The following is a 14,430-nucleotide window of genomic DNA, read 5'->3' as shown; positions in this document are numbered from 1 at the left end:
TTATAAACGGACAACTAAAAAACCCAACTGAGTCAACAGGGTCAGTCGGGCTTTTACGTTGGTTATTAAAAAAATATTTCGACGATTTCAATATCCCGATCCCGCGACAAGTCTCTGAAGAAATCATCAACCTTTACGAGAGGCTTAAAAATGTCCGTGGGGTTATTGTATACTATCGTTGCCATTTCCCCATTGCTTAATTGCACCCGTTTGCCCATAAAGTTCGGCAAAAGATGTTGAGTCAGTGCTTGAACTGCCTTTTCATTTAACTTCCCAAAACCAAGCTCATACACTTTGCGCAGCACGGTAATTAAACTATCATGCTGCTGCCTCCTAGGCGAAGTCGTCATTTCGACATAAGTATTCGCTACCGCTACGATTTGCGAATAAGGATGTATTTCCGCTTTTCCAATTCCCATCGGGTACCCGGAACCGTCTTCATATTCGTGATGCTGAAGAGCAGCAAGGGCGATCGTCTTATCGTCCTTGATCGACTCGCGGATAATCTCGTAGCCATAATTGGTATGGCGTCTCATTTCCTCCAGTTCCTCGCCTTGCAATTCGCTTTTGTTTTTTATGGATTGGCGCACACGGCTTTTGCCGATATCGTGTAAATATCCTGCTTTACTGATCTCAAGGCACTCCTCTTTGGAGTAACCGAGCCAGGTAGCTATGTAATAAGACAGCAATCCGACCTGCAGGGAATGATTATAAATATTTACGTCGTCATTGCTGAGCATGTACAGCAAAGTTGAAATGTTCTTGCGATCATCCAGCGCCTCTAATGTTGGCAGCAGATTCTCGTCCACCATGGACTGATTGAATTTGCCTGTCGTTAGCGCTTCAAGAAAAATCGTCTGAAAACCTTGAATGGTCTTATCGAAGTTTCTCCGCAATTCCTGACTGAATCCCAAGCTATCCGCGACATCTGAAGAGAAAGCCTCGTCGCTCCCCCTGTCACCCGGGTCGATGTCGACATAATCGATGCTCTGACGAATTAATAATGCAATTTCCTCGGTTTGGATAACTGTTCCCTTAGGCAATATGTGAAGCCCAGCGCGATTAAAAGTATCTTCCCTTAATCTGTCCCCGGCCTTAAGCTCCATAACATGAGTTCTCAAAGGAAAGACCCTCCCTTCTTATCTAATCTCTGCGATCCTATTTATAATATCGAAAGCTAAAGTCATAAATTAAATAGTGCTTAAGGCTATATCGCGGATTGATTTTCACATTACTATAGACCACTCATGGATAGGACTTTTGGACGACCATCGCATAAAACTAATATATAAAAAAGGAGGTGGAGATCCCTCTCCACCTCAAATACGATAAATATAGTTAGTCTCGGCTCGCCAATTTTGCCAAAAGACGAACCATTTCGATATAAAGCCACACTAAGGTAACCATCAACCCGAAAGCGCCATACCATTCCATATATTTCGGAGCACCTTGATTAGCGCCATTCTCGATGAAGTCGAAATCCAGTACGAGATTCAGAGCTGCCACGATGACGATAACGACGGATATTCCGATTCCGATCCAATTGCTCTCGTGCAGATAAGGAATGGAAATCCCGAAGAATCCCAGGACAAAGCTTAGAAGGTATACAAGCGCAATGCCGCCTGTAGCCGCAAACACGCCAAGCTTGAAATTCTCCGTTGCTTTAATCAGTCTCGACTTGTAAGCCAGCAGCAAAGCAACAAAGACGCCCATTGTCAGCAATGCTGCCTGCAATGTGATCCCATGATACAGATTTTCGTAAGTCGCCGAAATTGCGCCTAGAAACAATCCCTCGAGAACTCCATAAATCGGTACGAGAAATGGAGCCGTCGTTGGCTTGAAGCTAATGATAAGAGCCAGGATTAGGCCTCCTACCGCCCCGCCGATAGCGTAAGGCACCACGTTCTGCCCGTTGAAATACATGGACCAGGATGCAAATGCGCCACCTAAGAGTACCGCAAGCGTAATAAACACTTTGTTTACCGTACCTTCAATCGTCATTGCATCTTGCCCGGAATGATATCCGATTTGATCGAATGTTTTGTCATTCAATGTCGGATTGCCGCTGCGACCTATCAACCTACAATCACCTCAGATAAGATTTTAAATCCATACTAACATATACTCCAGTTTTGTCCATATTATTACGCCTATATTTTTGTCTAGGTTACACCGTAAATTTGGACAAGGACTCCTTCAGGCCATTGGATACACTTTCCAATTTGCCGGACAGGTTGACGAGTTGATCTCCGACGTTCTGCTGCTCGCTACTCAAGGAAGCAACCTCTTCCGAAGTCGCGGATGATTGCTGTGCTACCGCACTAACGTTGCTCATCGCTTCAGACAATACGGATTGCGATTGATTTAGCTCGTCGATGGATGCCGTCACGGAATCCAAATGCTGCACGAAGCCATCCATTTGCTCCTGAACGGATACAAAGATTTGACTCGTTTCCTTCACGGATTTGATTTGATCCTGGAACAGCGGACTTGCTTCCGACAAGGCCTCAACAGTCTCGTTCATTTCCTTCTGGATGTTATCGGTAATTTCCCCTACCATCGTAATGGATTGTCTGGACTGATCGGCCAGCTGGCGGATTTCGTCGGCTACGACCATAAATCCACGTCCTGCAGCTCCGGCACGAGCAGCTTCAATCGTGGCGTTAAGCGACAGAATGTTCGTTTGCTGCGTAATATTCTGCATAACATCGAGAACCTTCATGACGGAGGACGTACTGGATTTCAGCGCTTCTACCTTCTCGGTCAGCGCATTGACCATTTCGCCCGTAACGCTTGTCTTCTGCAACAGCTCGTTCAAATACTCCGTACCTTGCTGGCTGGATCTTTCCACCTGACGAGCGGAAGATTCCATCTCTTTATTTGAGGAAATGACATGCTCCATTTGCCGGGAAATGTTTTCCGTCAGCTCATTGCCCCGCTCTGCTTCATTAGCCAGACTTGTTGCCCCATTCGCAATTTCTTCTGTGGCAATCGCGATTTCCTTAGCGGAAATGGCTGTTTTGTTGGAAGCTTGTGTCAGCTCAGACGCAGTATCAAGCACATCCTGAGCGGAATGATTCGTTTGTTTGACCAGCTCTGTAATCTGCTCCATCATGACGTTGAAGCTAGCAGTCAGCATACCAATTTCATCCTTGGACTTCGGCTTCATCCGGACCTTAAGGTTGCCCTTCGCGCCTTCCTCCATCAAATTCTTAAGCTCAACCAGCGGACGGCCGATCATTCTAACCATCCACATGCCGATCAGGATCGCGATGGCAGCTACGACAACCAGCGAGATAAATGTAGTTACCAGAATTCCTTGGGCATCCTTGGTCAGTTGGTCCGTAGGAAGCACGCCCACCAGCGTCCAGCCCGAATTTTGCTGCGTATTGTAGACGGCAAGTACTGTTCTGCCCTGCGCATTTTTGATGCGTGAGCTTCCTTTAAGTTCATCTTCTTTTTTCTGAATGATAAATTCGGATTGCTGACCGTTCTCTCCTTCAACCGAAGAGCCCACGATCATATTATCAGGCGTAAGCATTTGGATTTTAGAGCCATTGCCCAGGTTAAGCTCTTGCAAATATCCGTTCAAAATTTCCAGATTAATATCCGCCACGAGAATAAAGCGTTTCATGCTGCTGACGCTTTGCACCGATCTGACCAATCTAAAGATCTGCGTTCCGCTTGCATTCTCGTTGGGAGCAGTAATCCATTTGACCTGGGACGTATTCGCCAAATCCTCAAACCAAGGCTCATTGCGAACATTGTTAATAAAATTGTTATCCGCGCTTCCCGACGTTATCGCGCCGATCAGATCCTCTTCTCCTGGAACCATATATACAGCGACAACACCTTTGCTTGAGAACGTCATGGAATTCAGACGGTTTCTCATCTGATTGGACGTCGTAAAGCGGTCATAATCGGATGTCGTGGAGAGCGAAGCATCCCGGATTGCTTTCTGCATTTCATCATCAAGGAATACCTGCTGCAGAGTCTCTTCATACTTTTGGAAAATAATATCCAGCTTCTGTGAAGTTTGCACAATGGTTTGCTGGCTTGCTGTTTCAGCATTTTTCTCAATCGTGTTCTTGGCCATTGTGTAGGATAGAATCCCTATCGCAAGCACAAAGAACATAATGGCAATAAAGAAAATAAGGAATAAACGGATACCTACCGATTTGGACGGATTGATGTCCTTAGGAAGGTGCTCAATTACGGAATTAAATTTCTCCTTCCAGCCCCCGCCTGCTTTATTTTTAGGCTGTTTGGCATCCGTACCTTTCTTCGTCTCTTTCTTGTTGTCTTTAGCTTGGTTCTCCTTCTTTGGAACCAATTTCATGTTGATCACCCACCGCTCATAATAATTAACCCCACGAAAGTAGGACTCGAGGTCATGCTACAAACCTCATAATTTCTTCCTCTGTTGCTTGGTTATATTCGACAAAAACCCACCTTTTCCTTTTTATTATCGGTAAAAATCTCCTATGAGTTTAACGTTCTGCCAAAAAAGTTAAAACGACAGTAAGAAATCCGTCTTTTTGATGTCTTTCCCTAAGGAGCCAGACCGTGATTATCTGTAGTTTTTTTTCGGTTTCAGGACCTAGAGTCACAGAAACATATACTCCTGATATATAAAAAAGAGCCTTTAGTCCTACTCGGACAAAGACTCTTTTTATGCAATTTATCTAATTACTTCTTTTTTCTCATCATATCAAAATAGGCTACGGGATGATCAACTTTCATTTTAATTCTTTGCAGCGGGTGGCGTGCCGCATCGAGCTCATTACCTTCCTCATCCCAAATCGTTCCGACAGTTTGCTTGAAGAAGGTTCCGTTCGGACCGAAGAACTCGATTTCCTGTCCTGGCTTGAAGTAATTGCGCTGCTGGATAACCGCCGTTCCTTCCGCTGCATCGTATTCCATAACAAGCCCGGCGAAATCGTAAGGCACCGCCTTCTCCTCCGGCTCGTAAATATGATCCTCGTGATCCGGTGTATCGTAGAAGAAGCCTGTGTTCAGCGGACGATTCGCTGCTTTATTGATTTCCTCCAACCATTCCGGCTTTAATACATAGTTCTCCGGGTCGGCCATATACGAATCGATCGCCTGGCGATAGACGTTTACCACGGTGGCCACGTAATGGATCGATTTCATTCGCCCTTCGATCTTAAAGCTGTCGATGCCGACATCGATCAAGTCAGGGATGTGGGCAATCATACACATATCTTTGGAGCCCATCGTAAACGGATTATCCTCCTCCTGGAATAGCGGAAGCGGGGTGGCCCCTGTCTTTGGCGACTGCCCTGCCTGTGCCATAGCCAATTCCTCTTCCGATACCCAGACTTCTTCGCCCGATCCATCCTCGAACAAATCGTATTTCCAGCGGCAGGACTGGCAGCAGCCCCCGCGGTTGGAATCCCGGTCCGTGAAATGGTTGGACAACACGCAGCGTCCGGAAAAAGATGAACACATGGCTCCATGGATGAAGGATTCGATCTCGATGTCCACATGCTTCTTGATTTCCTGAATTTCTTCCATGCTGGTTTCCCGGCCCAGTACGACCCGTGGCAAGCCCTCTTCCTTCCAGAATTTGACCGCCTGCCAGTTGATAGTAGATTGCTGAGTGCTAAGATGCACCTCAAGCCCTGGCGCTACACGAAGCGCCGTATCAATAATGATCGGATCTGCCGCAATGATAGCACTGATCCCTGCCGCTTCCAGGTTGCGCAAATATTCCTCGATTCCCTCGATATCCTCATTATGCGCATATATATTCGTAGCCACAAATACTTTGGCGCCGTATTTCTTCGCGAACTCCACGCCCTCGCGCATTTCCTCAAAGCTGAAATTATCCGCGTTCGAACGAAGACCGTATTTCTGTCCTCCGATATATACAGCGTCCGCCCCGTAGTGGATTGCAAATTTCAGCTTCTCCAGGTTCCCCGCCGGGGCCAGCAGCTCGGGCTTATCCAAGCGATAGCGTTTCCCGGTATATTTCGGCCGATGTTTCTGTGCCGTTTGCATCCTCGTTCACCTCTTGCCTCAATTAATTAATATACTTGTTCTTTATAGAAAAAGCCGAATGAAAGCTCGCGTTCAGGATCCTGCACTTCCCGTATTGCATCCAGCCAATCTTCGTTAAATTCATAATTCTCAGGACTGCCAAAGTAGCTGTCGATTGCTTTCCGGTACGCTCCGATGACCGTCGTATTGTAATTCATGTCCTTTAGCATAGTCTCGATCTTGAAGCTGTTCACGCCAGCTGCCATCAGAAGATGCAAATCCTCCAATACGCAAATATCGTCCGAGCTCATAATATGCGTGCCATTCGTATCCTCATAAATCGGGAATTTCTCGCCAGGGCGTTCCGCTTCGACGAGGAACAATCCCCGTTCTTTGCCCAGCTCATCTTTGGAATACTCCAGCGTTCTTCCCTGATGCTTCAAGTAACTGTCCACTAGGCGCCGTTTGGAATGGTATATATTCGTCATGCCGTGAACCTGCACTTCGGAATCCAGTTTGAGATGAGGCTGCATCTCTGTAATTTCATCCATATTCAGCTCACGAGCCAGTACGACGCGTGATGCCCCCTTGCTCCCCCAATAATTCGCGGTTGCATAGTTCGTAGAGGTCATCTCCGCGTTCCAATGCAGCTTCAAACTCAGCCCCATGGATCTCACTGCCTGCAGCACCGCCGGATCCCCGAACTGAATGCCATCGACTCCAGCCTGCTCCAGCCGCTGCAAATAGAGTGGCAGTTCATCCAACAGCTCATTGCCGATAATATTCGATACGCTGACGTAAATTTTGGCGTTACGGGCATGTGCCAGCTTTACGGCTTCCGCGATTTCAACTGCGGACATACTGCCGGGCAGCCTCATCCCGTATTTCTCTTCCCCGATTAACGCAGCGTCTGCTCCGGCTTCCAGATAACCCTCCAGCTCCGTCAAAGAACCTGCCGGTGTAAGAAGCTCCGGTTTGTTTCCCATATTCAACCACCTTCGTTATTTAGCTGTTTCTTTGCTTTTATTAATATTCTTCAGATGCTCCGCATACGTCTTCGCAAATAAATGCTCGCCGCTGCCGTCTTTTTTAGTTACATAAAATAAATAATCCGATGCCTTGGGCTCCAGTGCCGCTTCTATAGATTTCAAACTGGGCGCTGCGATCGGCCCGGGAGGAAGACCCTTGTACATGTAGGTGTTATATGGACTGTCCACGCTTTGCAAATCTTTGTACAACAACCGCTCCTTCGGCTTATCGAGCAAATACTGGACCGTTGCGTCAATTTCCAGCTTCATATCCTTGGCAATGCGGTTATAAATCACTCCGGCGACCAGAGCCCGCTCGCTATCTGCAACGACCTCACGCTCCACCAGGGAGGCGACCGTCATCAGCTGATTAAAATCAAGGCCCCGGGCTTTCAGCTTCTGATCAAAATCGGGGATGTTTTTGATTCGCTTGTCCATTTCCTGAAGCATCCTGGAAATGATATCCGTCTCCGTGCTTCCTTTCTCCAATTCGTAGGTTTCCGGGAACAAGTATCCCTCCAAACGATAATTCAGCACTGCCGACGCCGGAATATCGGCAAGAACGGCACCTTCGATTCCCCGAGGATCTTTTGCCAAATGCAAAAACGCTTCTTTATCCACATAACCCGCTTCGGCGAGCTTATCGGCCATTTGCTTGATGGTATAGCCTTCGGGTATGGTAAAACGAATCATCTCGGCTTTGACCACGTCTCCGCTATTCAATTTTTGAATGATTTCATCATACGTCACACCCGGCGGCATTTCATATAACCCCGCCTGAAAGCGGCTGCCCTGCGACTTCCATTTTAAATAGGTTTTGAACATGAAAGAGTTTTTAATCAGGCCTTGATCTTCTAGAATCTTCGCAATAGATGCCGTACCCGTTCCGGGTGCGATCGTAATCTGGACGGGCTGCTCTGACTGATTCACGGGCTGCATTTCCATATAGCCATACGCGGCTAGCGCGCCTGCACCTATAAGCATGATAAGCAATAAGGAAAATAGCCACTTCCATACCTTCTTCAACCAATCAACTCCCTTAACAGCCAAAAAGGGCGGTATCCGCCCTTCTCAGACTTATCTATAAAAATGACTAGGTACACTGAAGAAATGTGCAAGCTGCACCCACTCTACTCCGGAAAAGTTAATTCATCGTACAATTCGGACACGCTCTCCCACTCATCATCATCGTCGATCGTAACGAGCTCCAAGGCCCCATTCTCGCCGCTGATAATTTTGAATATTTCCGGTTCGGCGTTCCGGTCGCCCTCTGCACGAAGAACTGCATAGGAGCTGCCCGCCACGTCGAATTCACTCTCGACCGAATAGTCGGAAACCCGTCCCTCTTCATCCTCAAGCTCTACGACGGATCCAAAAGCATCCTTCACTCGGGAAGTCCATATCACATCACTGGCGGAAAACTCCGGCATTAATCCTGATCCTCCCCGTCGAACTCGTCGATCAACGTATTGAACGTTTCCTCGACGATTTCCCATTCCTCGTCGCTCTCAATCGTATACAGCTTCAGGTCATCGCCGTCTTCCTCGTAACGAAATGCGTATACCTCTTCGGCCTCTTGATCCTCATCGGATTCCACAGGAACGACCATCATATACTTCGCATCCGAACCGTCAACCTCGAACTTCATGATGACTTCAAACTCTTCTTCATTGCCCTCGTCGTCAGGGATGTAAATAATTTCCGGTTCTTCTTCATTGCCGATACGATCTTTAGACATGTGCGATCACCCTCACTTTTTACTCTTAGAGTCCAAATAGTTTTGCAAAATCAGAACTGCGGCCATTTTATCTACAATTCCTTTGCGCTTCTTCCGGCTGACATCCGCTTCAATCAGTGTCCGCTGGGCCGAGACGGTGGTCAGCCGCTCATCCCACAAATGGACCGGCAATTCGATCCTGCTCCGAAGCTCTTCCGCAAAGTCCTTGCATATTTCACCACGAGGACCGACCGATCCGTTCATATTCTTCGGCAGACCAACGACGATCTCTTCAACCTCATGCTGACTGGCCAGCTCAGCAATCCGCTCATATTCGTCGCCTTCCCTCCGGCGCTCGATGACTTCCACACCTTGGGCGGTCCATCCGAAAATATCGCTAACCGCGACGCCGATTCTGCGATCCCCGTAATCCAGACCCATAATCTTCATGCTATTCTCCTAACGGTGACTGGACATATAAAACCTTACCAGTTCTTCGATCAATTCGTCGCGTTCCTTCTTGCGCACCAGGCTCCTCGCATTGTTGTGACGCGGAATATATGCCGGGTCCCCTGACAGCAGGTATCCGACAATCTGGTTGATTGGATTGTATTCTTTGTCCTGCAACGCTCCGTATACCGTAAGAAGAATTTCCTGCGCAGACGCCTCCTGCTCATCACCCTTGACATTAAACTTTACAGTTTTATCCATGTAGTCCATGATGACACCTCGCTTCTTAAGACATACGTCTTCTTAATCGCAGTCTGGTTCCTCTTAGTCTACCCTTACTATATCATATTGTCGGTTATTTAAGGAAATTTTCGGATACGGTATCGAACGCCGCATTATTTACCCTTGTGCCGCAACTAGCTCCTCAGCCAATTTCAAAGCATCTTCAAGCTTGGAGACATCCTTGCCCCCGGCTTGCGCCATATCCGGACGGCCGCCTCCGCCTCCGCCGCAGACAGCTGCAACTTCCTTGACAAGCTTGCCAGCATGAATGCCGCGCTTCACCTGCTCCTGTGGTACGGCCACGACAAAGTTCACTTTGTCTTCCATCGCTGCGCCGAGCACGAGGACGGCATCCGGCACTTTGACTTTCAGCTCATCGGCCAAGGTTCTTAGCATATCCATACTTGCCGCTTCTACCCGCGCAGCAAGCAGCTTGGTTCCTCCAACCTCGACAATGCGGCTCGTCAACTCGCCAGCCTCAATGGAGCTCAGCTTGCCCTGAAGCGACTCGTTCTCGCGGTTAAGGTCCTTCAGCTGCTGATACATCGCTTCGATCCGCTTCGGAACCTCGTTGACGTTCGATTTAAGCAGCGCTGCGGATTGCTTAAGCAGCTCGAGCTGGCCATCCATATACATATATGCCCCACGTCCAGTAACCGCCTCGATCCGGCGTACGCCAGAACCGATGCCGCTCTCGCTGATCAGCTTAAACAGGCCGATCTCCGCGGTATTGCTTACGTGGCAGCCGCCGCACAGCTCAAGGCTGTAATCGCCGACCTGAACAACGCGGACGATATCGCCGTACTTCTCGCCGAACAAGGCCATAGCACCCATCGCCTTGGCTTCGTCAATCGGCTTGTACTCGATGACGACGTCCAGCGCATTCCAGATCTGCTCATTCACCTTGCGCTCGATCTCCGCTAGCTCCTCCGGGGATATACTGCCCAGATGCGAGAAGTCAAAGCGCAAACGCTGCGGCTCGACTAGGGATCCGGCCTGATTGACATGCTCGCCGAGTACTTCTTTCAAAGCTTTGTGGAGCAAATGCGTAGCGGTATGGTTCTTCAGAATCTCGCTGCGCAGCTTGCGATCCACCTGGGCAGTCACAGCCGCCCCTACGCGAAGTTCGCCCGAGTTCACCGTGACTTGGTGCACATGCTGCCCGCGCGGCGCCTTGAACAATCCGTTCACCTCAGCGCTGCCCAGCTCGCTCAGAATCAATCCCTTATCGCTCACCTGACCGCCGCTTTCGGCATAGAAAGGAGTTGTCTCCAGAATAACCTGGCCGCTTTCGCCCGCCGATAATACATCGGCAAACTCATCGTTCGCAATGATTGCCAATATTCTGGTGGACGTTTCTAGCTCATTATATCCAACGAAATCCGATTTAGTCGTGAAATCAGCCAATACGCCGCCCTGCACCGACATACTGCCGCCTTTATGGCTCGCAGCCCGGGCACGCTCCCGCTGTTCTGCCATTTCAAACTCGAAACCCTCGCGGTCTACAGACAGGCCATGCTCGGCAGCGAAATCCTCGGTCAAATCGAGCGGGAAGCCATACGTATCATACAGCTTAAAGGCATCCGCGCCACCGATCACCGTGCGTCCTTCCGCTTTGGCTTGCTCGCTGATCTCGGACAGAATCGCCAATCCGTCGCTCAGCGTTTCATGGAACCGCTCTTCCTCCGTGCGAATAACCTTCTCAATGAATTCGCGCTTCGTCACGACATCGCCGTAATAGCTGCCCATGATGTCGCCAACCGTCTTAACGAGGTTGTACATGAACGGCTTATCGAGACCCAGCGTCTTTCCGTAACGGACAGCCCGGCGCAACAAGCGGCGAATGACATATCCGCGGCCTTCATTGGACGGCAGTACGCCATCAGCCACCGCAAAAGCAACCGTGCGTATATGGTCGGCGATAACCTTCATAGCAACATCGCTATCTTCGCCCGCGCCGTATTTGACCCCGGAAATTTTCGCCGTATCATCGATAATCGGCATGAACAAGTCCGTGTCAAAGTTGGAATTCACGTTCTGCAAAATGGAAGCAAAACGCTCCAGCCCTGCGCCAGTATCAATATTTTTGTTCGGCAGCGGCGTATAACTGCCGTCTTTATTATGATTGAACTGCGAGAAGACGAGGTTCCACACTTCCAGGAAGCGCTCGTTCTCGCCGCCCGGCGTGCAATCCGGATCGGACAAATCGCCGTACGCATCGCCGCGGTCATAGAAAATTTCCGTACAAGGGCCGCAAGGTCCTTCGCCGATATCCCAGAAGTTGTCCTCCAGCTTAATGATTCGCTCGGCAGGAAGGCCGATCTTCTCATTCCAGAGCTTGAACGCCTCCTCATCCTCAGGGTAGACCGTTACGGACAAGCGCTCAGGATCGAATCCGATCCATTCCTTGCTCGTCAGAAACTCCCAAGCCCAAGTAATTACTTCTTCTTTAAAATAATCGCCGATCGAGAAGTTGCCCAGCATCTCAAAAAACGTATGGTGCCGCCGCGTCTTCCCGACATTTTCAATATCGTTGGTGCGGATGCACTTCTGAGAATTCGCCATGCGTGGATTATCCGGTTTTACACGGCCGTCAAAGTAAGGCTTCAGCGGAGCCATCCCGGCATTGATCCACAACAGGGATGGATCGTTATGTGGTACGAGAGATGCGCTCGGTTCGATTTTATGTCCTTTGCTGGCGAAGAACTCCAGCCACTTGGAACGTATTTCACTTGATTTCATAAGGGTTCCTCCTAATTCGTGAGATCTTGAAAAAAGAAAAAACGCCCCTGAATATCAGGGACGATTAACTCGCGGTACCACCCTGGTTATCGTATTTCGGAACTTGACCACGCCGAAAGTAACGATCGCCTCGAACGGTTCAGTAACGGGAACCACCCGGCGAATTTGCTTCGCTCTCTGAAATCAGCTTTCCGTCCGGTCAATGATCGGGTTCTTTCAGCCAACGCGCGTAAGCGGCACCTCTTTCATCGGCCCGCAGCTTCGCGAAGGAACGCCTTCTCTGAAACCATGAACATGGACGTACTTCATTTCGTCAACGATTTACAATTATATACGTATGAACAAATCACTAATAAGTATATAAGGCGAAATTCCCGCTGTCAATGCGGTCTTAGACCGTTTTTCGGCGAACGTAATACATATAAAAATGCTGCAGGATCACTTTGCCTACCGCAAATAAAGGAACCGCCAAAATGAGACCAGCCACTCCGGCAACTTCTCCGCCGACAAGCAGCGCAAAAATGATGAGCATCGGATGCAGATGCAGCGACCTGCCGACGACCTGCGGAGAGATAATATTGCTCTCAACGAATTGGCATATCGTGTTGACCAACGCGACCATAAGCACCATGCGCCACGATATCGTGGTAGCCATCACCAAAGCGGGCGCAGCACCAAGAAAGGGGCCGAGATAGGGGATAATATTGCATACCGCGACCACCCCGGCGAACAGCAGCGCAAAGGGCATGCCGATCAGCATATAGCCGAAATAGGCGAGTACCCCAATTATAACGCAAACAAGCAGCTGCCCGCGCACATAATTGCCCAGTGCGTTGTCGATTTCCTTCAATAACGTCACGGTGGACTTGCGGCGGGAACGCGGTAAATAATGAAGAATCATTCGTTCAATCGCCTCAAAATCCTTAAGCATATAAAAGATCAGGAACGGAATGATGAATGCATCGAAGACGACCCCGATCGTCGTGCCGATGTTGTCCAGAAATTTCGAAATCCCGTCCGCCAGCCGATGCTCGAATTGAAAGAACCAATTATTCATGCCCATCCGAATGCTGCCGGGAAGAAGGCTGCTGTCCCAACGGTTGATCATCTGCTGAGTGTGCAGGGTCAGCTCTGGCAAATGTTCTCCCAGCTCCTCCAACTGCTCGATGAACATCGGAATCACATTAATCAGAATGACCGACAGGCTGGTCAGAAATACTGCATAAATCAGCAGTACGGCCATCGTCCTCGGCACCTTGCGGCCGCCCAGCATTCGTACCACGGGATTGAGAATGTAAGAAATGATTATAGCGATGGCAAAGGGGGCGAGCACGGCCTTCAAAAATCCGTAGACATGAGTTAGCATTGGGCGGAGCAGCCAAAGAAAATAAAGGATGACCAGGCCCAGCAGCATCCATATTCCATTGCGAAACAATTTATTGTTGTAGAACGGTTCCACACGCGATCCCTCCTTGGCGGCGGACTGGCTATAGGTCAGTATGTGCCTGACGAGGCAAAAATAACCGCGCTATAGACAGCAAAAAGGAGCTGTATGTTTGCTGTATGTTTATGGCAATCATCTCGCAATCCAGCATATGCGCTATGCGCTACCAGTGGAAGATGAGCGGTCGCGACCCCGTCTTCATCCAGGCAGGCTCTGGCAATCGCGAACTGGAGCGCGACATGCAGAACAAGGACGACATCGTGAGCTGGAACGCGACTTGCAGAACGAGGATGCCCATTGTGAGGCGCTTTTTGCGCGAGGCCATTCCGTTCGGCGGCTTCATTAAGTACGAGGCGTAACTGCAGAGCCGGATGACTGAGGGTCGAGGAGTTTGGGATCTTCTAGTGCCCAATAGCTAAGAAAGTTATGGACATAGTAGCTTGGTGCAGTCGCGGTATCAGTAATTGAACTCTGAAAGTCTAGGTAACACTGTTGTTAACATGCTTGGTGTGCTGAGCGCTTGACGTGCTATGGGAATTGATGTGCTATGGGAATTGATGTGCTATGGGAATTGATGTGCTAAGAGGATAAATTGCCGAGGGACTGGTTAACTGTGTGATGCCGAGGAACTTAGGAGCTGCCAACGGACATGGGATCCGCTATTTGTGGTGATTCTCCTTTTTAAATGTGCTAACGGACAGAGAAGCCCTTATTACAGTAAATCATCTCATTTCCACTCCATTTTAGCGATATAGCGGAACCTA

General features: G+C 49.1%; 13 protein-coding genes. 1 reads left to right on the top strand and 12 read right to left on the bottom strand.

Features of this window, described 5'->3' with window-relative positions; all coding sequences use genetic code 11:
• Positions 1–65: 65 nt before the first annotated feature.
• The 12 genes from ACYUJT_RS25140 to ACYUJT_RS25085 all read right to left on the bottom strand — a co-directional run bounded on the left by ACYUJT_RS25140 (position 66) and on the right by ACYUJT_RS25085 (position 13,681).
• Positions 66–1,121: an HD-GYP domain-containing protein gene (locus ACYUJT_RS25140; RefSeq protein WP_460327614.1), complete on the bottom strand. Its 1,056-nt coding sequence runs from the start codon at positions 1,119–1,121 to the stop codon at positions 66–68.
• A gap of 217 nt (positions 1,122–1,338) precedes the next feature.
• Positions 1,339–2,079, bottom strand: coding sequence for a Bax inhibitor-1/YccA family protein (locus ACYUJT_RS25135; RefSeq protein ID WP_460327612.1), 741 nt, complete (start codon positions 2,077–2,079; stop codon positions 1,339–1,341).
• An 88-nt stretch (positions 2,080–2,167) separates the two neighbouring features.
• The gene (locus tag ACYUJT_RS25130; RefSeq protein ID WP_460327610.1) at positions 2,168–4,339 is read right to left on the bottom strand and encodes a methyl-accepting chemotaxis protein; all 2,172 of its coding nucleotides are present in this window, start codon (positions 4,337–4,339) and stop codon (positions 2,168–2,170) included.
• Between the two features lie 350 nt (positions 4,340–4,689).
• A complete protein-coding gene (locus tag ACYUJT_RS25125) occupies positions 4,690–6,024 on the bottom strand; it encodes a peptidase U32 family protein (protein WP_460327608.1) in 1,335 nt (444 codons plus the stop codon).
• 26 nt (positions 6,025–6,050) lie between these two features.
• Positions 6,051–6,989: a peptidase U32 family protein gene (locus tag ACYUJT_RS25120; RefSeq protein ID WP_460327605.1), complete on the bottom strand. Its 939-nt coding sequence runs from the start codon at positions 6,987–6,989 to the stop codon at positions 6,051–6,053.
• A gap of 15 nt (positions 6,990–7,004) precedes the next feature.
• Positions 7,005–8,057 carry an endolytic transglycosylase MltG gene (mltG, locus tag ACYUJT_RS25115; RefSeq protein ID WP_460327603.1) on the bottom strand — a complete coding sequence of 351 codons (1,053 nt, stop codon included), beginning with the start codon at positions 8,055–8,057 and terminating at the stop codon, positions 7,005–7,007.
• 104 nt (positions 8,058–8,161) lie between these two features.
• Positions 8,162–8,461, bottom strand: a complete 300-nt coding sequence (locus tag ACYUJT_RS25110) for a DUF1292 domain-containing protein (RefSeq protein WP_460327601.1) — start codon at positions 8,459–8,461, stop codon at positions 8,162–8,164.
• Complete coding sequence (locus ACYUJT_RS25105; RefSeq protein WP_460327599.1) at positions 8,461–8,769, bottom strand: DUF1292 domain-containing protein; 309 nt, start codon at positions 8,767–8,769, stop codon at positions 8,461–8,463. The genes ACYUJT_RS25110 and ACYUJT_RS25105 overlap by 1 nt, the downstream gene beginning before the upstream one ends.
• 12 nt (positions 8,770–8,781) lie before the next feature.
• Positions 8,782–9,198, bottom strand: coding sequence for a Holliday junction resolvase RuvX (gene ruvX, locus ACYUJT_RS25100; RefSeq protein WP_460327597.1), 417 nt, complete (start codon positions 9,196–9,198; stop codon positions 8,782–8,784).
• Between the two features lie 9 nt (positions 9,199–9,207).
• Positions 9,208–9,468: an IreB family regulatory phosphoprotein gene (locus ACYUJT_RS25095; protein ID WP_110931819.1), complete on the bottom strand. Its 261-nt coding sequence runs from the start codon at positions 9,466–9,468 to the stop codon at positions 9,208–9,210.
• A gap of 129 nt (positions 9,469–9,597) precedes the next feature.
• Positions 9,598–12,222, bottom strand: a complete 2,625-nt coding sequence (gene alaS, locus ACYUJT_RS25090; RefSeq protein ID WP_460327594.1) for an alanine--tRNA ligase — start codon at positions 12,220–12,222, stop codon at positions 9,598–9,600.
• 391 nt (positions 12,223–12,613) lie between these two features.
• Positions 12,614–13,681, bottom strand: coding sequence for an AI-2E family transporter (locus ACYUJT_RS25085; RefSeq protein WP_460327592.1), 1,068 nt, complete (start codon positions 13,679–13,681; stop codon positions 12,614–12,616).
• 110 nt (positions 13,682–13,791) lie between these two features.
• Between ACYUJT_RS25085 and ACYUJT_RS25080 the strand changes: the two genes are divergently transcribed.
• A complete protein-coding gene (locus ACYUJT_RS25080) occupies positions 13,792–14,025 on the top strand; it encodes a hypothetical protein (RefSeq protein ID WP_460327590.1) in 234 nt (77 codons plus the stop codon).
• The last annotated feature ends 405 nt before the right edge of the window (positions 14,026–14,430 follow it).

The sequence above is a fragment of the Paenibacillus sp. YSY-4.3 genome (assembly GCF_054767475.1).
This window is presented reverse-complemented; position numbering and strand designations above follow the sequence as displayed.